The 24,283-nt window shown below is 36.0% G+C and carries 17 protein-coding genes; 6 read left to right on the plus strand and 11 right to left on the minus strand.

The genetic code is table 11. The annotated features are described in order from the left end of the window. Positions 1 to 86 precede the first annotated feature (86 nt). On the plus strand, positions 87 to 1,541 hold the full coding sequence (locus G600_RS0106355; RefSeq protein ID WP_034245777.1) for a PIG-L deacetylase family protein: 1,455 nt from the start codon (positions 87 to 89) through the stop codon (positions 1,539 to 1,541). 103 nt (positions 1,542 to 1,644) lie between these two features. On the opposite strand, the gene G600_RS0106360 is transcribed toward G600_RS0106355, so the two are convergent. The 9 genes from G600_RS0106360 to G600_RS0106400 all read right to left on the minus strand — a co-directional run bounded on the left by G600_RS0106360 (position 1,645) and on the right by G600_RS0106400 (position 13,528). Then, on the minus strand, positions 1,645 to 3,462 hold the full coding sequence (locus tag G600_RS0106360) for a methyl-accepting chemotaxis protein (protein WP_027431195.1): 1,818 nt from the start codon (positions 3,460 to 3,462) through the stop codon (positions 1,645 to 1,647). A 134-nt stretch (positions 3,463 to 3,596) separates the two neighbouring features. Continuing rightward, entirely contained in the window at positions 3,597 to 4,085 is a 489-nt protein-coding gene (ilvN, locus tag G600_RS0106365; RefSeq protein ID WP_027431196.1) for an acetolactate synthase small subunit, read from the minus strand. A gap of 71 nt (positions 4,086 to 4,156) precedes the next feature. Continuing rightward, entirely contained in the window at positions 4,157 to 5,995 is a 1,839-nt protein-coding gene (locus G600_RS0106370) for a GGDEF domain-containing protein (protein ID WP_027431197.1), read from the minus strand. Between the two features lie 103 nt (positions 5,996 to 6,098). Beyond that, on the minus strand, positions 6,099 to 6,974 hold the full coding sequence (locus G600_RS13960) for a hemolysin family protein (RefSeq protein ID WP_034245780.1): 876 nt from the start codon (positions 6,972 to 6,974) through the stop codon (positions 6,099 to 6,101). A gap of 108 nt (positions 6,975 to 7,082) precedes the next feature. Further along, positions 7,083 to 8,783: a bifunctional ADP-dependent NAD(P)H-hydrate dehydratase/NAD(P)H-hydrate epimerase gene (locus G600_RS0106380; protein ID WP_027431198.1), complete on the minus strand. Its 1,701-nt coding sequence runs from the start codon at positions 8,781 to 8,783 to the stop codon at positions 7,083 to 7,085. After that, a complete protein-coding gene (locus tag G600_RS0106385) occupies positions 8,780 to 9,406 on the minus strand; it encodes a hypothetical protein (protein ID WP_034245784.1) in 627 nt (208 codons plus the stop codon). Before G600_RS0106385 ends, G600_RS0106380 begins: the two co-directional genes overlap by 4 nt. A 169-nt stretch (positions 9,407 to 9,575) precedes the next feature. After that, positions 9,576 to 10,220 (minus strand): redox-sensing transcriptional repressor Rex, encoded by a 645-nt coding sequence (locus G600_RS0106390; protein WP_027431200.1) that lies wholly within the window; start codon positions 10,218 to 10,220, stop codon positions 9,576 to 9,578. Positions 10,221 to 10,336: 116 nt separating this feature from the next. Then, entirely contained in the window at positions 10,337 to 12,790 is a 2,454-nt protein-coding gene (locus G600_RS0106395) for a homocysteine S-methyltransferase family protein (protein WP_027431201.1), read from the minus strand. 60 nt (positions 12,791 to 12,850) lie between these two features. Next, the gene (locus tag G600_RS0106400) at positions 12,851 to 13,528 is read right to left on the minus strand and encodes a vitamin B12 dependent-methionine synthase activation domain-containing protein (RefSeq protein ID WP_027431202.1); all 678 of its coding nucleotides are present in this window, start codon (positions 13,526 to 13,528) and stop codon (positions 12,851 to 12,853) included. 409 nt (positions 13,529 to 13,937) lie between these two features. On the opposite strand from G600_RS0106400, the gene G600_RS0106405 reads away from it, so the two are divergent. From G600_RS0106405 to recJ, 5 genes are all read left to right on the plus strand, one after another. Continuing rightward, complete coding sequence (locus tag G600_RS0106405) at positions 13,938 to 15,899, plus strand: ABC-F family ATP-binding cassette domain-containing protein (RefSeq protein ID WP_027431203.1); 1,962 nt, start codon at positions 13,938 to 13,940, stop codon at positions 15,897 to 15,899. A 123-nt stretch (positions 15,900 to 16,022) separates the two neighbouring features. Next, on the plus strand, positions 16,023 to 16,313 hold the full coding sequence (locus G600_RS0106410) for an HU family DNA-binding protein (RefSeq protein ID WP_027431204.1): 291 nt from the start codon (positions 16,023 to 16,025) through the stop codon (positions 16,311 to 16,313). Between the two features lie 482 nt (positions 16,314 to 16,795). After that, positions 16,796 to 17,284: a CYTH domain-containing protein gene (locus G600_RS0106415; protein ID WP_034245787.1), complete on the plus strand. Its 489-nt coding sequence runs from the start codon at positions 16,796 to 16,798 to the stop codon at positions 17,282 to 17,284. 11 nt (positions 17,285 to 17,295) lie between these two features. Continuing rightward, entirely contained in the window at positions 17,296 to 18,564 is a 1,269-nt protein-coding gene (locus G600_RS0106420; protein ID WP_027431206.1) for a chloride channel protein, read from the plus strand. A gap of 86 nt (positions 18,565 to 18,650) precedes the next feature. Next, a complete protein-coding gene (gene recJ / locus G600_RS0106425; protein ID WP_027431207.1) occupies positions 18,651 to 20,387 on the plus strand; it encodes a single-stranded-DNA-specific exonuclease RecJ in 1,737 nt (578 codons plus the stop codon). Positions 20,388 to 20,528: 141 nt separating this feature from the next. Here recJ and G600_RS0106430 read toward each other — a convergent pair whose 3' ends face one another. Together G600_RS0106430 and scfB are read right to left on the minus strand one after the other, a co-directional pair. Next, entirely contained in the window at positions 20,529 to 22,778 is a 2,250-nt protein-coding gene (locus G600_RS0106430) for a protein translocase subunit SecDF (RefSeq protein WP_027431208.1), read from the minus strand. 129 nt (positions 22,779 to 22,907) lie between these two features. Next, complete coding sequence (scfB, locus tag G600_RS0106435) at positions 22,908 to 24,272, minus strand: thioether cross-link-forming SCIFF peptide maturase (protein WP_027431209.1); 1,365 nt, start codon at positions 24,270 to 24,272, stop codon at positions 22,908 to 22,910. Positions 24,273 to 24,283: the final 11 nt, after the last annotated feature.

Here is a 24,283-nt window from a genome sequence, read left to right on the forward strand (position 1 = left end):
TGTCTATATTTATATCATATCACTTGTGCTTAAAATATAAAAATGTTATTTTTATAATACACGATTTAAGGGGGAGGACTTATAAAATGCGACTTAAATTTTCTAAATTTTTTCTAAGCCTAATTCTTATAATAAGTGGCTTACTTATCTTTAATTCAAAGCCTTGCAAGGCAGAAGAAACAAATGCAGAATCCCAAACTGCTAGTTTCCTAGATTTCACACTTAATAAATCTTTGGCGGACACTTCTCTTGTACGAGATGATTCCTACAAAAGTTCCGTAAAATATAGTGCTAACACTAGTGTTTCCATAGACTGTGAAGAGGACATGTATGGTCTTTATATAAAATGGTATCACAATCCACAAACTAGCTACACTATTAGCTATGGGGATGTGACACTAACTTGCGGTGAAGATGGATTTTTACATGAATATATTCCATTTGATATAGCTACAAAGTCACTAAATATCAACTTAACTGAAGATATGAGAATCTGTGAAATAGCAGTTCTATCTAAAGGTGATTTACCAGATAGCGTTCAAGTTTGGAATCCAACAGCTACTAGACCTGACATCCTTGTATTTTCAACACATGCAGATGATGAGATTCTCTTCCTTGGTGGAGTACTTGCCCTTTACGGTTCAAGAGATGACGTATCTGTTCAAGTTGCCTATATGTGTGACTTTTACAAGTCAGAACCTTATAGAGAGCACGAAGAATTAGATGGTTTGTGGGAACTTGGTCTTAATATCTATCCTGTAAAGGGAGATTTTTACGACTACTACTGTGGTGACTATGATGCTGCCCTTCAAAACTACGACTACGACACTGTTTGCGCCTACACCACTGAATGCATCAGACGTTTCCAGCCACTAATTGTGGTAACACAGGATTTTAATGGAGAATACGGCCACGGCGCCCATATTCTTTTGGCAAATGCAGTGGCAGACTCAGTTAATAACTCAAACGATGCCAACTACCATCCGGAATCTGCTAGTGAATATGGCAGCTATGATGTTCCTAAGACCTATATTCATTTGTATGGTGAGAACACTATTACTCTTAATTTAAGGGAAGAGCTTGAAACTCTTAATAATAGAACTGCCCTAGATGCCTTAAAGACTGCCTATACAAGACATGTTTCCCAGCAAGGCTGGTGGTTTTATGTGGATGATGAATATGAATATAGCCCATCAAGATTTGGACTTTACAGAACTTTAGTGGGTACAGATACTGGCAATGATATTTTAGAAAATGTAAAGACCTATGAAACTATTGCCTACGAAGAGAAGGTAGCTGCAGACGAGGCGGCTATTAATAATGCAAATGAATACTCAAACTCTATTGTAGAAAGTGTTAAGAGCTTTAAAGAGGAATTAAAGGAATATAAAACTAGTCCTAGCATTTCAGTAAAGCAGTTAGTTGTTACATTAGTGGCTCTTATAATCATTTTACTTGTTATTATAGGACAGGCAAAAAGACATAAGAAAGAATATGATAGAAGAGTTTTAAAATATAAAAAAGAAAACGATATAGAATAAAAATAAGAATAAAACTAAGGGCAGGATTTTCATCCTGCCCTCTTTTCCTTGGTATTTTCAATTCTTCGGTATTTATATTTAAATTTTACCTTAGTAGCACATTTTAATACTTCTCAAACTTATGAGTTGCTTCATCCAGTTTCCTAGTTACATCATTATTAGTATCCATTGCTACACTAATATCGTTGATTTCATATACAATATCCTGTGAATTTTCAGCAGATTGAGAAATTGCCTCTGAAGATTCCTGCACAGATCTTGTAATATTTTCAACCGAACTTGACATTTCATTCATAGCGCTATTTAAACTCTGTACCTGTCCATCAATTCCCTCTAGCATCTCATTAATGTAAATAGCTGTCTCTTCGTACTTCTCACCAATGCCTACATATTCATCGTAATCAGCAAGTACTGTCTTGTTAATAAAATCTAATACCTGCATAGCATTATCTGCAAGTGAATTAACTGCTGTTGTAACTTCATTACTGATATTTTGGATATTACCTGCTGTCTCTCTAGAATTATCAGCAAGAGTACTGATTTCTTCAGCAACTACAGCAAAACCTCGTCCTGCTTCACCTGCTCTAGCAGCTTCAATAGACGCATTAAGGGCAAGTAAGTTAGTCTGACTAGCAATATCTAAAATTACATTTGTTAACTCGTTAATCTGTTTAACCTTTTCACTATCCTTAACTGACTGTTCAAGAACACCTGATAAGGTCTTCATCTTATTACCAGTATTATTCTTCTTTTGCTGAGCATCATTCTTAATTTTATTAGCTTCTGTCTGAATTTCTTTAGTCTTAGTTGCACCATCTTCAACCTTTGTATTAATACTTTCTGTAGCAATATTTACATCAGAAAGACTACTATCAATTATTGAAGCTGTAGATGATACTGTTTCCATACTAGCTGATAACTCTTCAAGAGCAGCACTAGTATTAGTAATGTTATCTCTAGCAAGGGCAATCTGGCTAGTCATATTCCCTGAAGATGTCTTTAAAGATTCTGTGCCATTCTTAACTTCTCCAAGAATATCCTGAAGTGTAACAATAAATTCATTAAAGCCATCTTTAATATATACTAATTCAGAGCTTGTCTTAGTCTGAACTCTTGCAGTAAGATCACCTTTATTATTCTTAATATCCTGAATAATACTACTAATCTCATTACTTATTTCTTTAACTTTCTTACCAATCATATTATTATTAACAATTAAGCAAAGAATAATTACAATAAGATAAACAACCATCATAGTATTTATAATAACAAAGGCAGAATCAGAAGTTATATCAATATAACTTTTCATCTGATCTGCAAGCTTACCGCTTTCTACATTTAAAATATCAAGCTGTTCTTTCATAGTTGCAAGTAATGTAGCAGCATCTCCATATACAACACCTGCAATAGTTAATGTATCTCCTGTCTTAGCAGCAGATATTACGCTTTCATATTCTTTTTTATAATCTGTATAAGCATCCTTTAATACTTTCGTTGTTTCTTTAGCCGTTGCAACTGTTTCAGCAGTACCTTTATAATTATTAAATAAAGTTTCCAAACTTGAAACTGCATCAGACATTTCTGTAATGCAAGTATTCATTTCATCTATTTTAAATTCTACCTGACTTTGTCCACTATCATCCTTTAAATATAAAAGAGTATCATACATTGCTGCAAGTGCAAATCCATCATTATCAAGGATTCTCATATCAACCTCAAATACTCTTAAATTTGTTAACATAGACTCTAAATCCTCAGTTACTGATTCTGCTGCATTCGAAATTTGCTGAGTTTTACTAACTACAGACGTAATAGTAAATACAAATACACATAAGAGTATTACATAACTAATCAAACTCATACCAGTAACCGTCTTTAGAAAAGGAATTTTTGAATCCTTTCTCTCACTAACATTAGCCATAAGATATTTCCTCACTTTCATGTTCTTATTTAGTTTTCACGTTTCGTATATGGATAATTATATATTATTTCTTATAAAATATCAATATAGAATAAAAAAAGAGAAGGATTTCTCCTTCTCCTTAAACATACTAATTATAAGCCTTTTGGTCCTCTCTCTAAACCTGTTATACCAGTTCTTGCAATTTCAACAATTGTAAAGCCATCTAACAATTCTATGAATGCATTAATCTTACTTTGGCTACCTGTAAGTGAAACAATTACAGATTCCTTAGATACATCAACAATATTAGCTCTATAGATATCAGCTATTGTTGCAATTTCCTGTCTTTTTTCAGGGGATACTAAAACCTTAATTAAAACAAGTTCTCTACATACTGAATCATCTAGTGGTAAAACTGTGATCTTCTTTACATCTACTATCTTAGTCAACTGCTTTTCAATCTGCTCAAGCACATCGTCATCACCAGTTGCAACAATAGTCATTCTTGAAATCTCAGGATTGAGAGTTTCTCCTACTGTTAAGCTATCAATATTGTATCCTCTACGGCTAAATAATCCAGCCACACGACTAAGTACACCTGCAGAGTTACCTACTAAAATAGAAATTACCGCTTTCCTCATAACGAACATCTCCTATTATTAAATTTTATAAATAATTGTAACAATCACAATAATTGTTGTCAATTACATGCTTATTTCTTGCAGTCATATTCCCCTGCAATATTAGTTAGTCCAAGGACTAACATTCGTAATGTGCAAATATCTGCATTACTCCATTTTCTTCTATTCTCGCCAAAGATATCAAACTGCATCATGGCAACAAATTTTCCCTTATCATCTCTTACCCTAGCTTGAATAAAGGAGCAAATGTTATCATCTTTAAACTTGCTTGCTAATTCTGGATGAATCATATAAATAGCTGCTACATTATTAACCACATACATATCGTGCTCATCAAAATGTACACTATACTCAGGGCTGTTAATATAGCTTGCTTCATCTAAATCTTTAATATAGTGACCTGACGAATAAGCCCTCTTTAAGTCATCTCCTACAAAGACTCTAATTCCGTGTAAATTAAGCTTATCTCCTAACTCCTTTATAATATCCACCATGCAACTTGGGCCTTCTTTGCAGGCCTTCATAATAAGCTTTGTAGCTAATTCGTATTTATCAATTGGCTTTAAGAAGTCATTGCCTCTTGCCACCTTTATTGTGTCATTTTTAAGTAAATTGCCATGTTTTGCAAGATCATAAATAATAAATCTATCCTTACCCTTATCCTTAGCAATATAAAGACAGGCATCACTTATCTTAAATAATGTCTCAAAATCTGTGCCATCTACGCCATATCTTGAAATACCAATAGATGTTGAAAAAAGGTAATCAGGATTCTTTTCCTTTAACTCTAGTTTTAATCTAAGTCTCATGCTCTTTAACATGATTCGAAGTTCTTCTTCATCCTTAACATTATCAAGATATACTATAAATTCATCGCCACCAATACGACCTACTAAGCCCTTGCCCTCTGCCATATAACTAAGGCGCTTTGCAAAATACTTAATAACCTCGTCTCCAAAATAGTGACCGTAATTATCATTGACTTGCTTAAAGTTATCAATATCTAAAACAAGCAAGTAAACATTTCTTCCCTGTCTTATCTTCTCTTCCTTTAGCTGGTTTAATTTTTCTATAATCTTATCTGTAACAGTTTTCTTATTAAGCAAGCCTGTGCCTGAATCTCTTCCTGCCTCTGGATTATCCGTCTGACTAATAATAAAGCTATTGTTATTATTAGCTCTTTCCTGTGTTATAACTCCAAGCACTAAAGGATCTTCTACAGATTCCTTTAAAGTCTGGCCCTTAATAGATAAATGCTCCATTCTAACTCCATTAGTCAAAATAGAGCAGTTAAGAGTAATACTGAAATTCTCCATTTCATTTTCAATACACTCACAAAGCATATTGAAATTCTTCATACTCTTCTCATCTATCTGTTTCTTCTCCACAACATACTTCTTCCATTCATCAAAATGTGTTCTAACAATGGGCCAAGCCTTATGGTTATTATAATAATAAAGTGTAAAAATTCCTGTCTTTAGATTTAAATCAAAGAACTTATTAGGTAGTATATCCATAAAGGTTCTATATTTCTTTACAATATCGAAGTACTTTCTATATTTCTGACATACTAATACAACGTCTTGTAATCTAAAGCAGCTAAGGGTGTCATCGCCAACTCTTCTAGTTTCCAACTTGATTAGATGGAGTAAACGAAAACCCCTATCTCTTATCTTACATCTTATAAAAATGTCTTTCTCTTCATTATCATGCTTAACAAATTCTAGAAAATTTGCCCTATCATCGTCATGAACTATCTTATCAAAGCTAAAGAATGAAAATTCTCCTATCATTCGATAAAATCTTTCATCTCCAGTAATGATATAATTCAATCCATCTAGAGTAAAATCTGCCTCTGCGACCACATCGTAATCACTTTTCTCTACAATATTCTCTTCCTCTGGTCTCATAATAAAACTCCCAACCAAAAATCCCTAATTTCCCCGAAGAACTAACTCGAGTTTATATTGCGGCAATTAAACTTAAATTTAGCTTCTTTTTCTAGTTTCTTGTTTAATCTTCCTCGTCTTTTACTTGAGTTACTAGCACCTTGTCAACCATTTTATTATTGACATTGTGTATTGTGAAATTGTAATTCCCGCATTTTGCACTAAAGCCTTCATCTTCCTTAGTTGGAATCTTACCAAGTTCAAGAATTAAAAAGCCGTTTAGTGTATCTACATCTTCACATAAAAACTCAATTTCAAGTTTGTCTTCTACATCCTCTAAGGTTGTCTGACCATCCATTATAAAGGAGCCATCTTCCTTAAGGACTATCTGTTCTTCTTCGTCGTCATATTCATCAAAAATATTACCAACGATTTCCTCTAGTATATCCTCCATTGTGATAATACCTGTTGTCTGGCCATACTCATCAACGACTATAGCCATGTGTGACTTCTTAGCTTTCATCTCTTTAAAAAGTGCGCTAATATTACGAGTCTCAGGGATACAATAAGCTTCAAACATTAAGTCATCTCCAAGTTCATGTAATGTCTTCCCCTTATTTTTTTCTAAGACATACGCTTTTAATAAATCTCTAATATGCAGAATACCAATTACATTATCTATATCTTCATCATAAACTGGATATCTTGAAAAATTTTCCTCCATAACAAAGTTGAAAGCTTGCTCCACTGTAAAGCTGCCATCAATTGCAACTATATTCTTTCTGTGGATCATTACATCTTCCGCTTCTTTTTCCCCAAATTCGAAGATGTTACCAATCATCTCAGCTTCGCTTTCCTTAATTACACCTTGTTCATGGCTTTCATTAACCATATCCATAATTTCTTCTGAAATATCTTCTTGTCTGTCTTTTCTAGTAATTTTTCTTAATAAACCCATCAAAAAACCTTCGTTTACATCCGAGGGGTGTACATCGTTCATATTCTCATATTCCTTTCATTGTGCTTAGCATATAGCTAAAATTTTATATATTATATATATAAATTAAAATATACCATACATTCCAATCCAATGTAAAGCAAACTCTAGCTATCTTTCCTTTAAGGCCTCGTCTACATATTTAATTATATCACCAGATAGCATCATTTCTTCAGATAAATTTTTAGCTGCCATATCTCCTGCCACAGCGTGAATATTTACCCCTGTAATTGCAGCAAGTAGGGGGTCACTAAATTTATAAGAGAAAATGCCAGCAAGAACGCCTGTTAACACATCTCCTGAACCTGCTGTTGCCATGCCATCATTACCTGCCTGATTAATATAGGCTCTTTTAGCATCAGTTACTACAGTTTTTGCATCCTTTAGGCAACAAATCACATGATATTTGCTACTAAATTCCATAGCCACTCCAACAGGGTCAGCCTTAATGTCTTTAACAGCTATTTCTGTTAGTCTCTCCATCTCCTTTAAATGTGGAGTTAGAACTATTCTGCCCTCTAGCCTGTCAGCTGCTGCCCTTAAGCAATCAAATAAATTATCCCTAGCAATAATATTTAGGGCATCTGCATCAATTATTATTGGCTTATTAATTAGTTCTAGGGTGTCCTTGCAAAGCTTTGTTGCTGTCTCATTCATAGATAAACCTGGTCCTAAAACCACTATATCTGCAAAGTCTAGGGCAGCTTTTAAAGTATCTATAGGGCATTCATTTTCATAAACATCAATTAGGCACTCTGGAAGGCTTGTAAGTAGGGCTTCGCGATTAGAAAAATGTGTCAAAGCCTTTACCATACCAAGGCCCATTCTAGCCGCTGTCTTAGCAGAAAGAATAACCGCCCCGCCAATTCCACTAGAGCCTGCAATAATTGTAGCCTTGCCATAACTGCCCTTATTGCCAGCTTTCACTCTGCTATCTAGTGTCTTTCTAATTTCCTCTGATTCAGAATCCCTATCTTTAAGGATATTTCCAAAAACCGCTTTGATATTGCCGATTGTCTGAAGGCAGCTAAATTCGTTGATTGCCAGTGTGTGGGCATCTACTGCCGGAGTTTTAACATCTTCCAGACTTTTGGCATCTACTGCCGGAGTTTTGGCATCTTTCGGACTTTGACCTTCTTTTGCCCCAGCAATTCTCTTTAGTTTCTGGCTATCATTAAGGCCAATAGGTGTAGAGACTATCTCTCCTGCATAACTTGGACCCTTGCCACAATAAAGGCCGATTTTCTCATAGCCAAAGCAAATGGTCTTATCTGCTTTTATGCAAGTTCCATAAATTTTGGAAGTTGAGGCATCAAGGCCAGATGGAAGGTCAAGAGCTATGACATATGGCTTAGGCTCAGATAATGAATTGATATAGTCAATTAATTCCTTATATTTGCCCTCAATATCTCTTTTTAAGCCCACTCCAAAGAGGCCATCAATAATGCAGTCATAATCCTTATTTAAGTTCTTGATTTCCTCTAAATCTTTATAGATTGTAAGGCCTAGGGCCTTTAACATTTCCTGCTGTGTCTCATTTTGCTTAGTAAAATTACTGCCAAGCAAAAGGATATCTAAATTCGTGTAACCTGCCAAATAAAGCATTCTAGCTACTGCTAGGGCATCTGCCCCGTTATTTCCTGCAGCGGCAGTAATAAAGAATTCATCCTTTTCCTTAAAGTCCTTTATTATTTCATTAAAGGCTGTTTTTGCTGCCTCTTCCATAAGCAAAAGAGAAGGGACCTTTAAAATATCTATCGTATATTTATCGATAGCTGCTGCCTGATTACTATCAATTAGTTCAATCTTCATTTTTTCCTGTCTCCCATTATTTTAAAGTCGCCATTTAACTTATCTAGTTCGTTACTAAAGTCCGGACCAAAGATATCGTGCATATAGGTATACATTTTCTCATTAGCCTCTTCCTTATCCTGTCTTATAACGATGTTCTTCTTTAACTTGATTCTTGTTTGATCTATTAGTTTAGACAAAAGCTCAATATCCTCTGCGTTGTTATTAAGCCTTTCATAGACCACCTTTAGCGTTTCCGCAATTAAGTGCTTGTTAGCATTGGCAAGCTCCTTTGGAAAATCTAGAGTCTCATCTTCAAGTTTAGCAATCTTATCCTTTGCCTCTTGAATTAGACGCTGATTTTGCTCCATCTTCTTTTTCTTGGCCTCACTATTATCATCATCCTCCATAGCCTCAACCACTTCTTGGATTAGCTGATTTTTAATCTTTTTGACCTCTTTTATATCATTGTGAGCTTGTCCTTGTTGCTTTAATAATTCATTGACTTGTTTTTCCCAGTAATTAATCTCGTCTGTTTTATATTTTGCAGGTATTAATTTGTACCATCTCTCATCTAAAGTAAGGATGGGAACTCCTGCAATTCCCTCTAAATCCTTGATCTTCTCATACGAAAAATTTGTCATTCATATCCCCCAAAAATAACTAAGATTATTTATATTTTAATTATCTTACATTCTAAAAAAGAAAACAAGAAAATTAATATAAAATAAAAAGAACCTAGATTATAGGTTTGGCTTTTAAAAGCCTATCCTAGCTCTAGGTTCTTAATAATTTCTCTTTAATTAATAGCTCTTAGTGTTTCTCTTGATTAGCTATTGCATAAGAAAGTCTCATTAAACTTTCTGATAAATGAACGTTCTCAACAATAACGTCCTTTGGAAGATTTAAATCTACTGGTGCAAAGTTCCAAATTGCCTTAATTCCCGCCTCAACAACGATATTAGCAACTTCCTTAGCAGCTACCTTAGGTAGTGTAAGAGCTACGATTTCAATATTGTTGTCCTTAATAAACTGGGCAATTCCCTCAGAGTTATAAACCTTAACTCCTGCAACTTCTTTTCCAGCAACTTCAGGGTTATTATCAAATAAGCCCTTGATTACAAATCCACGCTTAGAAAAGTCTGAATAATTACAAATAGCGCGACCAATATTACCAGCACCAACTACAATCATGTTATGTGGTTCGTCTACGCCTAAAATCTTACCAATCTTGTCATAAAGATACTTAACATTATAACCGTATCCCTGCTGGCCAAAGCCACCAAAATTATTAAGATCTTGTCGAATCTGAGAAGCTGTTACCTTCATCTTCTCACTTAATTCTTTAGAAGAAATGCGCTGTACATCATTCTCAACTAGCTCACCAAGATATCTATAATACCTTGGCAGTCTTCTAATAACAACCGCCGATATCTTCTTTTCTTCTTTCTCTTCCATATCCTTACTCCATTCTTACTTCTATATAAATCATCAAGTGCTAAACTTGCGATGTATTTGTGCTTCTTGCATTATATACTAATGTTAAAAAAATGTCAAAATACATTTATCACAATTTAACCGAGCACTCTTTTAGCAATATCCACAGACTCCTTAGCATCGGCTGCATAAAAATCTGCATCAATTTCTTTTGCATATTCTGGGGTCAATACAGCACCACCAACCATGACCTTACAATCAAGATTATTTTCACGAATAAGCTGAATTGTTTCCTTCATAGAAACAAGAGTTGTAGTCATAAGCGCTGATAGACCGCAAAGGTGAACATCATTATCTCTAATGGCGTTAACAACATCCTCGTATGGCACATCCTTACCTAAATCAATAACCTCATAGCCATAGTTTTCAAGTAAGACCTTAACAATATTTTTTCCAATATCATGAACATCGCCCTTAACTGTAGCAATGACAATCTTTCCCTTTGAAACTGTCTCATCACTATCTTTATTAAGGGTTTCCTTAATTACATCAAAGGCCTCTGATGCTACTGAAGCTGCCATAATTAGCTGAGGTAGGAAAAGAGTTCCTTTTTCAAATTCCACACCAATCTCATCAAGGGCTGGAATTAAGGACTTATTTACAATGTCCATGGAATCCATCTTAGTTAGTAACTCTCTTGTTACTGCGGCACCTTCACTTTTAAGGCCCTTCTTTACAGCATAAGCTAAATCTGAAAGCTCGTAATTTCCCTTCTTTTCCTGAAGGTTAATATTAGTGTTTGCGCTTGGATTATTTCCTGCTGTCTTTGCTTCTGATACAGGAACTATCTTAGTTTGAGGCATATTTGCATAGGCTGCCACATAATCTACTGAGTTCTCATCAAAGCAAGCAAGTACCTTAAAGGCTCTAATTGCTCCCATCATCTCAGGAAGGTTTGGATTAATAATACATAAATCTAGACCTGCCTGAAGAGCCATGGTTAAGAAAATGTGATTAACTAATACACGATTTGGCAAACCAAAGGAAATATTAGAAACGCCAAGAATTGTCTTAAGTCCTAACTCATTCTTAACTGTTTGTAGGGCTTTAAGAGTTTCTCTTGCCCCTTCCTGTTCAGCTGAAACTGTTAAGGTAAGGCAATCAATGTAAATATCTTTCTTATCAATTCCAATGCTTGTGGCTCTATCTAAAATCTTTTTTGCAATCTTTACTCTATCCTCGCCCTTCTTTGGAATTCCATCTTCATCAAGGGCTAGACCAATTACTGCTGCACCGTATTTCTTACAGATTGGCAATATATTTTTTAAGGACTCCTCTTCACCATTAACAGAGTTTACTAGGGCTCTACCATTGTAAACTCGAAGGGCAGCCTCTAAAACTAAAGGATCTGTGGAATCAATCTGGAGAGGCACATCAACCACTGACTGTAGGGCTTTAATTGTGTCCACCATCATCTCCACTTCATCAATACCTGGCACGCCAACATTTACATCTAAAATGTCAGCACCGGCGCTAGTTTGCTCTAGAGCCTGACCTAAAATGTAATCCATATCTCTATCTTTAAGAGCCTGCTGGAACTTCTTCTTACCTGTAGGGTTAATTCGCTCACCTACGGCTCTTGGCTCATTTACCACGCAAGTCTTAGTGGCTGAACAAATAGCTGCAGGAACCTCAACAGGCTCTGCCTTAATATTGCCATTTTCCTTAAGCATCTTACTAAGTTCTTCTATAAATTCAGGATTAGTTCCGCAACAACCTCCATAAATCTTAATGCCATACTTTCTTAAATCCTTCATAAGAAGGGCAAAATCCTTGGCTGTGACATTATAAAGGTTTGTCTTTGGGTCTGGAAGACCTGCATTAGGCTTTAAAACTAGCGGAGTGTTAGTCCATTTTCTAAGTTCCTTAATAACTGGCTCTAATTCCTTTGGACCAAGAGAGCAGTTAATTCCAAGGGCATCAACATCAAGGCCTGAAATTGTAAGGCCAAAAGCGGAAATGCTACAACCTGTAAAGGTACGTAAATTTTGTTCAAAAGTCATGGTTGTAAGAATTGGCAAATCTGAATTTTCCCTTGCTGCAAGCACCGCTGCCTTAAGGTCAAGCAAATCTGTCATAGTCTCAAACACCACCAAATCTGCCCCTGCTGCAGCACCAGCCTTTACGCATCTAGCATACATGTCGTAAGCTGCCTCAAAGGAAAGCACCCCTGTGGGCTCAAGTAGGATTCCAATTGGGCCTAAATCAAGGGCTACTAAACCCTCTGGCTTTACCTTATCTCTTGCCTTAATTGCAAGCTTAATACCTGCAGTTACAAGCTCTTCCACGGAATGGCCGCACTCCTCGAGCTTATATTCATTTCCACCAAATGTATTGGCATAGACAATATCTGAACCGGCCAAAAAATATTTTTCATGAATTGACTCTATTAATTCAGGATTAGTGATATTAAGCATTTCCGGTGTTTCCCCCACCTTCATGCCTGCTGCCTGAAGCATTGTGCCCATGCCGCCATCAAGTATTACATAGTCCTTTTTTAATAGTTCATTAAATTTTTCCTTCTTAGTCATTTTTTACTCCTCATTTATTACAATACACATTTACTTTATTACTTGTTTTAAGAATACCGCTTAATAGCAGTGATTTCCTGATTTTAAAATGTTACAATTTCCCATCAAATTGCAATCTGCGCAGTTTCTATTGGCCTTTTTAATTTCCTCTTTGCTAAGGCCAATAATTGCGGTTACTGACTTTGTAGGAATCATCATGTGGGAATTCCCAACGGTTATTCCTATCTTTTTTGTGGCATCAAGAACCTTCACGAAATCTTTTTGATGACTTAGAGGCAAGTCGCCATAACCTATGCCAAATCTAAAGGTCATCTTGTATTCCTTAAATTCTTCCCTAATAATATCCTCAACTTTATTACAAACCTGCTCAATGGCGGCGCTTGAAAATGCATCAAAAACCACTGATTTAGCCAGATTTGTGTGGGATAGAATTCTTATGTTTCTATCAATGCCCTCACCTATGGTAACCGCCATAGCTACAGCTTTTTCGCAGTTTGCAAGGTGATTTTTTATAGAATTACCCTTTAGGGTAAGGTTTGTATTTGAAAATGTAATGCCCTCGCTAGTTTCACTAAAGTCAAAGACTTTGTAGATATATCTAGGACTTGCTAGCTTTCTAACCTCTTCCTCGCTTTCATCAATTAATGAAAGAAGGTTGTCGTCTATCTTGGTATTACGATAACCAAGGTAGCGGAGGGCTTCGGATTTGTCGATTTTATCTAAGATTATGTTTTTCATAGTTTATCCTCATAATTTGTTTAGATAATTTCTTTACGAAATTGTAAGTAGTATTCGCTTCGCGAATATGTTTAAAGTTGAAACGCAATCTCCGATTGCGTGTTTAGGGGGAACCGTCGCGCATTAGAATTCGCTTCGCGAATCAGCGCGCGGCTGCATTGCAATCGCTACGCAATTACAACACCAATTAGGGGAACCGTCGCGCATTAGAATTCGCTTCGCGAATCAGCGCGCGGCTGCATTTCAAATGATTTACTCATTCGAAATCTATTCTGTATCGCCTTCGGCGATACTTAGCACGCAATCATAGATTGCGCACACATTGCAATTTTACTTTTTTCTATTTATAATCGTCAAGTAAATATAAACGATTATAAGAATTTTTTATTAGGATATTTTGGAGGTTTTGATGATACTTTCAGTGAACAATCTAAGCAAGTCTTTTGCTACAGATGTGATTATAAAGGACTGTACTTTTAATATAGAGGATCATGAGAAGGCTGCCATCATTGGCATTAATGGTGCTGGTAAGTCTACTTTACTTAAGATGATCGTTGGCGAGGAGCCTCTTGATAGTGGTTTAGTTACACTATCAAAGGGCAAGACACTTGCTTACCTTGCTCAGCAGCAGGAACTTAATTCGGGTAAAAGTATTTATGATGAATTGCTTGAGGTTAAGCAGTATGTCATTGATATGGAAACTGAGCTTCGTGACATTGAATCAAGGATGGGAAGCACTAAGGGCGAGGAACTTGACGCCCTACTTAATAAATATAACAGCTTAAATCAGAAGTTTGAAATGGCCAACGGTTATGCCTACAAGTCAGAAATCGTGGGTGTTTTAAAGGGTTTAGGTTTTAGTGAAGAAGACTTTAGTCTTAATGTAAATACTCTATCCGGTGGTCAAAAAACTAGAGTTGCCCTTGGTAAAATTCTTCTTTCAAGTCCAGATATTATCTTACTTGATGAGCCTACTAACCACTTGGATATGGAGTCTATTGCATGGCTTGAAAACTACTTACTTAACTACAACGGCGCTGTAGTTTTAGTTTCTCATGATAGATATTTCCTTGATAAGATTGTATCTAAGGTTATTGAGATAGACCAAGGAGTTGTGACTACATTTTCAGGAAACTATACAGATTACGCAGCAAAGAAGGCGGTCCTTCGTAACATGAAGTTAAAGGAATACCTAAATCAGCAGCGTGACATCAAGCATCAGGAGGCGGTTATTACTAAACTTAAGCAGTTTAACCGTGAGAAATCCATTAAGAGAGCGGAATCTCGTGAGAAAATGCTTGATAAAATCGAGGTTATAGAAAAACCCACAGAAATCGATGACAAGATGAAGATTAAGCTAGAGCCTCAGGTTATAAGCGGTAATGACGTACTTACAATTGAAGGTCTAACTAAGTCTTTTGATAACGTGACTTTATTTAAGAATTTAGATTTAGAAATTAAGAGAGGCGAGCGCGTGGCACTTATTGGTAACAACGGTACTGGTAAGACTACTATTCTTCGTCTTATAAATGGCCTTATACCGGCAGATTCAGGCACAATCATGCTTGGCTCAAAAGTGGAAATTGGTTATTACGATCAGGAACACCACGTCCTTGACCCTGATAAGACTTTATTTGAGGAAATTAGTGATGCTTATCCGGACCTTAATAACACTAAGATTCGTAACACCCTTGCTGCTTTCCTCTTTACAGGAGACGACGTATTTAAGTATATTCGTGACTTATCTGGTGGAGAGAGAGGACGAGTTTCCCTTGCAAAGCTTATGCTTTCAAATGCTAACCTACTTATTCTTGATGAACCTACTAACCATTTGGACATTGTATCTAAGGAGATTCTTGAAAATGCCCTAAATAGCTACACTGGAACAGTTCTCTACGTTTCTCATGATAGATATTTTATTAATACTACTGCTACAAGAATCGTGGAACTTACTAATAAAACTACCGTTAATTACATTGGTAATTACGATTATTACCTAGAAAAGAAGGACATTTTAACAGCTGCCGCAGTGGATGAGGCCTTAAAAAATGACCCTAGTCTTCTAGATAGCCCTAAACAAGCGACAGCTACTGCATCCACTAGTAATTCAAACACTAATTCTAAGGAAGAATGGAAACTTTCAAGAGAAGAGCAAAATCGTCTTAAAAAGGCTAAGAATGAACTCAAAAAAGTGGAGGCAAAAATCGAAGAATTAGAGGAAAAAATAAAAAAATTAGACGAAGAGTACGCAGATCCTAGCATTGCAAGTAACACTGGTAGATTGATGGAGATACATAAGGAGAAATCCAGTGTTGAAGCGGATTTGAACGACCTCTATGAAAAATGGGAAACTCTTTCTGAGAGTATATAATTCTCGATAAATCCCATAAAATCGGCATTTTTCAAGTTAAAAATGTTGACAAGATAAAAAAATCGTAGTATAAATGATTTATAATTATTAAAACTTAATAATCTTAAGGAGGAAATAGTTTTTATGAACAAGACAGAATTAGTTGCTGCTATCGCAGAAAAGGCTGAACTTTCAAAGAAGGATTCAGAGAAGGCTCTTAAGGCTTTTGTAGAAACAGTATCTGAAGAACTTAAGAAGGGTGAGAAGATCCAGTTAGTTGGTTTCGGTACTTTCGAAGTTGTTGAAAGAGCTGCTAGAACAGGTAAGAATCCTCAGACAGGTAAGTCTATTAAGATTCCTGCTTCTAAGGCACCTAAGTTCAAGGCTGGTAAGGGCTTAAAGGAAACAGTTAACGCTGGCAAGAAGAAGAAGTAATTCACCTTTTGCAGACACTAATTGTTTACGAACAATGTAAGGAAAAGACTACATTCATTGCGAATGTAGTCTTTTTTTTAATTTTATCCTACTTTTTAGTTTCCGTTTTCTTTCTAGAATTTATATTTAGTTTATACTCTTTCATACTTTCTTCAGCTCTTTGTCAAATCACGTTCACAAAATCACGATATTATATTTTCAGAGTTAAGGGAGAAGTTAATAACTCTCCCTAATATATTAACTTCTTATACATAACTTAACTCAAAATCTTTTTCATAAATTAACGACTAACCTTCCTCCCCCTACGAGGTTAGTCTAGCGGATTACATTTCCCTAATGTGTGATCCCCTCCCTCATTAAATTTTTTTATAAATGTAAAAAGTAGAACCCCGACGGGTTCTTCTTTTTTTGCCCTAAATTTGAAAAATCCCTGTATATATGTTAAATTAAGATGTATTGTATACAAAAATTCGAGGTGTAATATGGGTGTAGAAATTGAACGTAAATTTTTAGTATCAGGAATTCCTGAGGATCTAACTAAATACAAGTGTCGACAGATTGAACAGGGCTATTTAAATACTAACCCCGTTGTTCGTGTACGACAGGATAATGATGAATTTTACCTAACCTACAAGGGCAAGGGTAAGATGAATAGAGAAGAATATAACCTTCCCTTAAATGAAGAAGCTTATAAGAATCTAATTAAGAAGGCTGACGGTAATATTATTACTAAGAAGCGCTATGAAATTCCTGATGGAAAGGGTTATACTGTTGAGCTTGATATATTTGAGGGTAAATTTGACGGCGTAGTTTTAGCAGAAGTGGAATTCCCTAATTTAGAGGAATGCAACTCCTATACTGCTCCGGATTGGTTTATTAAAGACGTCACTAATGATAAGAACTATCATAACAGCCGCATGAGTGTTATGACAGAAGAAGATATTAAGGAATTAATTAATGTTAGTTTATAAGGGAGAGTAAAATGGACTTATCACGAGAATCAATTCAAGAGACCATGCAAAGGTTTAAAAATGCAACACTTACGCTTATTAAATGGCTACTTTGTGCCAGCTTTAGCGGTATAACCATAGGTTTTATTGGATCGGTTTTCAACCTTCTTTTAGGAAAGGTCACTAATATTAGAATAGCAAATCCTAATCTTTTATTTTTGCTACCAATTGGTGGTTTAGTTATCATTTTCTTATATAGAATCGTTGGCGAGGGCGGAAATAAGGGTACAAACCTTGTTATTACTGCCATTCAGTCAAGTGAGGAGGTGCCTGCAAAGGTTGCTCCCCTAATTATTATTTCAACTTTAATCACTCACCTATTTGGTGGTTCTGCAGGTAGAGAGGGTGCTGCCCTTCAGGTCGGCGCTTCTCTTGGAAATTTCCTTGGAAAGGCTTTTAAATTTGATGATAAAGATAGACGTATCATGATTATGTGTGGCATGAGCGCATGTTTCTCGGCTCTTTTTGGTACGCCTATTGCCGCTGCAATATTTTCCATGGAAGTTATTAGTGTAGGTATTATGTACTACGCAGCCCTTGTGCCATGCGTAGTTGCAGCACTTATTGCTCAAAAAATTGCCTCACTATTTAAGATTGCAGGTACTGCCTTTACAGTAGATGAGTTTGTTTCTTTTAATGCCTTAAACGGCACTAAATTCGTTATTTTAGCTATATGCTTTGCTCTAGCAAGTATTCTTTTATGCCTGTGCTTACACGGAGCTAATAAGCTTTATAGCAAATACATTCCAAACCAGTATATTCGTGTCTTTGTGGCAGGTTTACTTGTAATCGCCCTTAGATACATTTTCAATACAACTAGCTTTCTTGGCGCTGGCGCAGACGTTATTGCTAACAGCTTTGTAGATTCGGCCGCTTGGTACGTTTTCCTTTTGAAAATCCTTTTCACAGCCGTAACTCTTGGCGGTGGCTTTAAGGGTGGCGAAATCGTGCCTACTTTATTTGTTGGTGCTACTCTTGGTAGTTTCCTAGCTCCAATCTTTGGGCTTCCAGTGGCACTTTGCGCAGCTTGCGGCATGGTTTCAGTATTCTGTGGTGTAACTAACTGCCCTATTACATCTCTTATTCTTGCAATCGAGATGTTTGGTGCTGGTTCTATGAAGTATTGTATTCTTTGTATTGCACTTAGCTACTTGCTTTCAGGCTATTACAGTCTTTATAGCACACAGAAGATTATGTATTCAAAGTATAAAACTGAGTTTGTAAATAAGAATACACACTAACTAAATTAAGTTATGTTGAATTAAATTATGTCGAATTAAGTTATGTTGTATTAAGATGAACAAACTTCAGAAATCGAGGTTAAAATATGAGCATTTGGAGGGTTTTTGGAAAGAAAGCCAACTTTAATGAAATAGCTAATAAATATAGCATAGATCAGGTTACTGCTAGAATTATCAGGAATCGAAACATGATTAGTGACGAGGATTTTAACATGTATCTACGTCCTGATTTATCTAGATTACACGATCCATTTTCCATGAAGGATATAACTAAAGCTTGCGACATCCTTTTAGATAAAATTGATAATAAAAAATCTATTCGAATCATTGGCGACTACGATATCGACGGCATCTGCTCTATAACTATTCTTTATAAGGGTCTTAAAAGAGCGGGGGCGATTGTGGATTACGTAGTGCCTCATAGAATTCATGATGGTTACGGAATTAATGAGAGACTTATTGATGAGGCTTACGAAGATGGCATTGACACTATCATTACTTGTGATAACGGTATTGCTGCCATCGAGCAGGTTAAGCACGCTAAAAGCCTTGGTATGACCATAATTATTACAGATCACCACGACATTCCTTTTGAGATGCAGGGTGAAGAGAAAATTTATACAATTCCTGAGGCAGATGCCTGCGTTAATCCAAAGCAGGCAGATTGTCCTTATCCATTTAAGGGTTTGTGCGGCGCTGTGGTGGCATATAAGCTCATACAGGTGCTTTACGCTAAAATTAACGCAATAGATGAAGGTAAATATAAAGCCCTTTATAGCCGTGATTTGGACGATTTCCTAGAGTTTGCTGCTATTGCCACTGTGGGAGATGTTATGGATTTGATTAACGAGAATAGAGTTATAGTTAAATACGGCCTTGCCCACATAGCAAATACACCAAATCTTGGTCTATCATCCCTTATAGAGCTTTGCGAGCTAGATAAATCTCACATTAGTTCTTATCACATAGGCTTTATTATTGGCCCTTGTCTTAACGCTTCCGGCCGCTTAGAGAGTGCAGAGCTTGCTATAAAAATGTTACTCTCCACAAGCGAAAACGAAGCTAAGGAATATGCAAAAGAGCTTAAGGCTCTTAATGATGAACGTAAGGATTTAACTGATTCAGAAGCTTCTAAGGCCTTTGAGATGGTGGATAATACAAGTTTAAAGGACGATAAGGTTTTAGTCGTTTATCTTGAAAATTGCCACGAATCCATTGCAGGTATTATTGCCGGTAGAGTGCGTGAGCGTTACTATAAGCCATCTATCGTCATCACAAAGTCAGAAGACGGCTTAAAGGGTTCTGGCCGCTCAATTGAGGGCTATAACATGTTTGAAGAGATATCTAAGGTAAAGTCACTTCTTACTAAATTTGGTGGTCATCCAATGGCTGCAGGTCTTTCCTTAAAAGAGGAAAATCTAGAGGAATTTAGAGCTGCCTTAAATAGAGAACAGACACTAACTAAGGATGATTTAACTCCTAAGATTTGGATTGATGTTGCCATGCCTGTGGACTATGTAACTATGGAGCTTGTAAAGGAATTTGAGATTCTAGAGCCCTTTGGTAAAGGCAATGAAAAGCCTGTATTTGCAGACAGAAACCTAAAGGTAATTAGAGCTAATCTTATTGGTAAGAATAAAAATGTACTTAAGATGCAGCTTCAGTCTTCATACGGAAAAATCATTGAAGCTATTAAATTTAAGGTGGAAGAAGATGAACTTCCTGCCATCGGAAGTATTATTAAGATTATTTACTACCCGGATATCAATGAATTTAGAGGAAATAAGAGTTTACAGTTTATTGTAAATGAAATAGACTATTAAAATAGATTATTAATTTTGCATGTGTAATTAATAAACGCGTAAAGTAAGAAATTTAAAAGGCTTATGAAAATCTAAGATTTTCATAAGCCTTTATTTTATTTATATCTCATTGTTGTTTAATTTAACAAATTCACTATTTAGTTAAACCTGAGCGCCGTCTTCAAAGACCTTCTTCTTGTCTTCTTTCTTAACTTCGTTAACAACGCCTCTCTTCTTACCACCCATGATATACCAAAGAGCTGATGTGATAAGAACAGATGAGAATGTACCAGCTAAGATACCAGCGATAAGTGGCATTGCGAATTCCTTAACTGATGAAACACCTAAAATTGCTAAGCAAACTAACATAATAAGTGTTGTAATTGTTGTATTTACTGTTCTTGTAAATGTATATGTAATTGATGAATTTACAAGTTCTGTAATATCTGTCTTTGAATTAGCTGTCTTTAATTGTTCTCTAATTCTATCAAAGATAATGATAGTACCGTTGATTGAGTAACCAACGATTGTAAGCATACAAGCAATAAATGTTGTACCTACTGTAATTCTTGTGAATGCATAGAATGCTAAAACTACTAATACATCATGAACTAAGGCAATAACAGCTGCAAGAGCAAACTTAAGATCCTTAAATCTGATGAAAATGTAAATTAACATAAATACTGTAGCAAGTACAACTGAAAGAATAGCATTTCTTCTCATTGTAGAACTTACTGAACCTGTAATTGAATTAGATTCAACTGTTGAACCATCTTCAATTGGGAAGCTAGCAACTACCGCTTCTTCCATAGCTTCTCTCTGTTCCTGAGTAAGAGCTGTTGTCTTGAAGGCAACTGCTGTAGAATCCTGAGTCTTTTGCTGCTGAACTTCTGTAACGCCTGTTGAATCCTTAATTACTGGAATAATATCTGACTCAATTGTTTCTGTGTCATATTCCTGTGCAAATTCAAATGTTGTTGTAGTACCACCAACGAACTCTAATGAGTAGTTGAAAGCACCATCGCCCATTCCTGAACGAACACCCATGCATACAAAGCCTGCAACGATTACTACTAGAGCAATGATGAAAGCCTTAATTCTAAAGCCTAAGAAGTTAACTGTCTTCTTATGAACTGTCTTACCATATAATACTGGGCTCTTGCAACCGAAGTTGTAAAGGAGCTTCATAATAATCTTAGTAATTACAAGTGATGTAAATACTGAAACGATATTAGAAATCATAAGTGTTGTAGCGAAGCCCTTAACTGAACCTGTACCAAAGATGTAAAGAACGATACCAGCAATTAATGTTGTAACGTTACCATCAATGATAGCTGAAGCAGCCTTGCTATAACCTGCAAGAATTGAGTTTTCAACACTCTTTCCTGCTGCAATTTCTTCTCTAATACGTGTATAAATAATTACGTTACCATCAACGGCCATACCAATACCTAAAATAATACCGGCAATACCTGGTAATGTAAGTGTTAAATCATAAACACTTAATAAGAATAAAACTAATGTTGTATAGATTGAAAGTGTAAGTGTTGCAACAACACCAGGTAATCTATAGATTACGATCATGAAGATACAAAGTAAAACTAAACCGATTACTGCTGCTACCATACTTGACTTAATTGCACTTGCACCAAGCTGTGGGCTAACAATTGAAGAAGAAACTTCTTCAAGAGTTACAGGAACTGAACCAACTCTAATATAAGTTGCTAGGTTTTCTGCTGCCTCATAGCTTTCAATACCATTAATTACTGCAGTTCCACCTGAAATTGCTGAATTTACTGTTGGAGCTGAAACAACTTCGCCATCAAATAAGATGTAAATGTAGCTGCCAACATTTTCAGAAGTTGCATTATAGAACTTTTCAGCACCTTCATCTGTAAATGTTAACTGAACACCATAAGGTGTAGATGAATCTGTATCTGTTGTATCTGTGTATGCCTGAGCATTCTCAACATCATTACCTGTAAGTAATGTCTCATATTCACTACCCTGTGTAAATAATGAGTAGTTATCTGAGTCTAAGAATTCCAAAGAACCTGGAGTACCAAGTGCTGCAAGAATTTCATTTGCATCCTCTTCAGAGTTCTCACCTGTTGGAATTTCAACTGTTACTCTGTCATCGCCTTCACGATAAACATTAGATTCTGTAGAGTAGCTTTCTGCTCTCTGCTGTAACTTATAAATAGTATCTTCTACATCCTGAGTTGTATAATCCTCATCCTGTATCTCGTATGTGATACTAACACCACCAGCAAGGTCAAGACCTAGACTGATATCTTCTACGCTTCCGTAGCCTTTTCCGTTCATACCAAATATTGCTGTTAAAATTAAACCTACAAGCAATACTAGTACGATAGCACTGTAACATATCTTTTTAGCTAATCCGTATTTCATGTTACATTCTCTCCCTTCAACATAAATAATTTCTTATTACAAAAAATGTCCCAAATTCGCGGTGAAACATTTATAAGAAATAAAGTGAAATACGCTAAAGATTAAAATCTCTAGCCAAAATGGTGATGATTAATTGTTCTCATCTGCCATTGCTGCACGAATCATAATCGCGCACTCAACTCTCTTTCTTTCGAGTTCACATCCAACATCGTAAGCATCATTGATGTTACCGTGGAAGTTATATGAATTGGCAGCACAACCGCCACTGCAGTAGAATCTAGCGAAACAATTCTTACACTTTTCCTTAGTGTAAACGTTGCTAGCCTTAAACATCTTTCTAATTTCAGGCTTTGTAATACCTTCGTCAACGTTACCCATAATGAAATCTTCATTACCTACGAACTGATGACAAGGATATAAATCACCCCAAGGTGTTACTGCTAAATATTCACATCCTGAACCACACCCAGAAAGTCTCTTAGCTACACAAGGACCGCCCTGTAAATCGATCATGAAGTGGAAGAAGTTAAAGCCTTTTCCTGCCTTCTTTCTCTTAACGATCTCTGCAGCTAAAATATCATATTGTTCTTTAAGAGTATCAAGATCCTCTTCTCTAATTGCATAGTCATCTGTTGGCTGAGCAACTACTGGCTCAACAGAAATCTGCTCGAATCCTTCATCTGCAAAATGTAAAACGTCCTTTGCAAAGTCAAGATTGAAATGTGTAAATGTACCACGAATGTAGTAATTCATCTGATTTCTGCTTTCTGCAAGCTTCTTAAACTTAGGCATAATGATATCGTATGAGCTCCTTCCGCTTGAACGAACTGGTCTCATCATATCGTTGATTTCCTTACGTCCATCACAACTTAAAACGACATTACTCATTTCCTTATTAGCAAATTCCATAATCTCGTCGTTAAGTAAGATACCATTAGTTGTTAATGTAAATCTAAACTTCTTGTTGTTAGCCTCTTCAAGAGAACGACCGTAAGCAACAAGCTGCTTAACTACTTCAAAATTCATTGTAGGTTCGCCACCAAAAAAGTCAACCTCTAAGTTTTTTCTGCTGCCTGAGTTAGCAACTAAGAAATCAAGTGCCTTCTTACCAACTTCAAAGCTCATCATTGCTCTTCTACCATGATATTCACCTTCATCGGCGAAGCAATACTTACAACCTAAGTTACAATCATGTGCAATGTGAAGACAAAGTGCCTTTACAACTGTAGGTCTATCTGCAAATGAGTCAATATATGGCTCATAAATATCCTCTGTAAATAACTGTCCTGCTTCCTTTAGTTCTGTTATTTCAGCATAGCATTCTTCTACGTCTTCCTTAGAATATTTGCCATCAAACTGACAGACTACTTCTTCTACTGTGTGTCCTTCATAAGCAGCTATAATATCGTATACCATATCATCAACCACATGAACAGAACCACTGTTAACATCTAATACGATGTTATATCCATTATTCTTATACTGATGTACCATTAATAAATTAC

The organism is Lachnospira multipara ATCC 19207 (genome assembly GCF_000424105.1).
Lineage (GTDB): Bacteria > Bacillota > Clostridia > Lachnospirales > Lachnospiraceae > Lachnospira > Lachnospira multipara.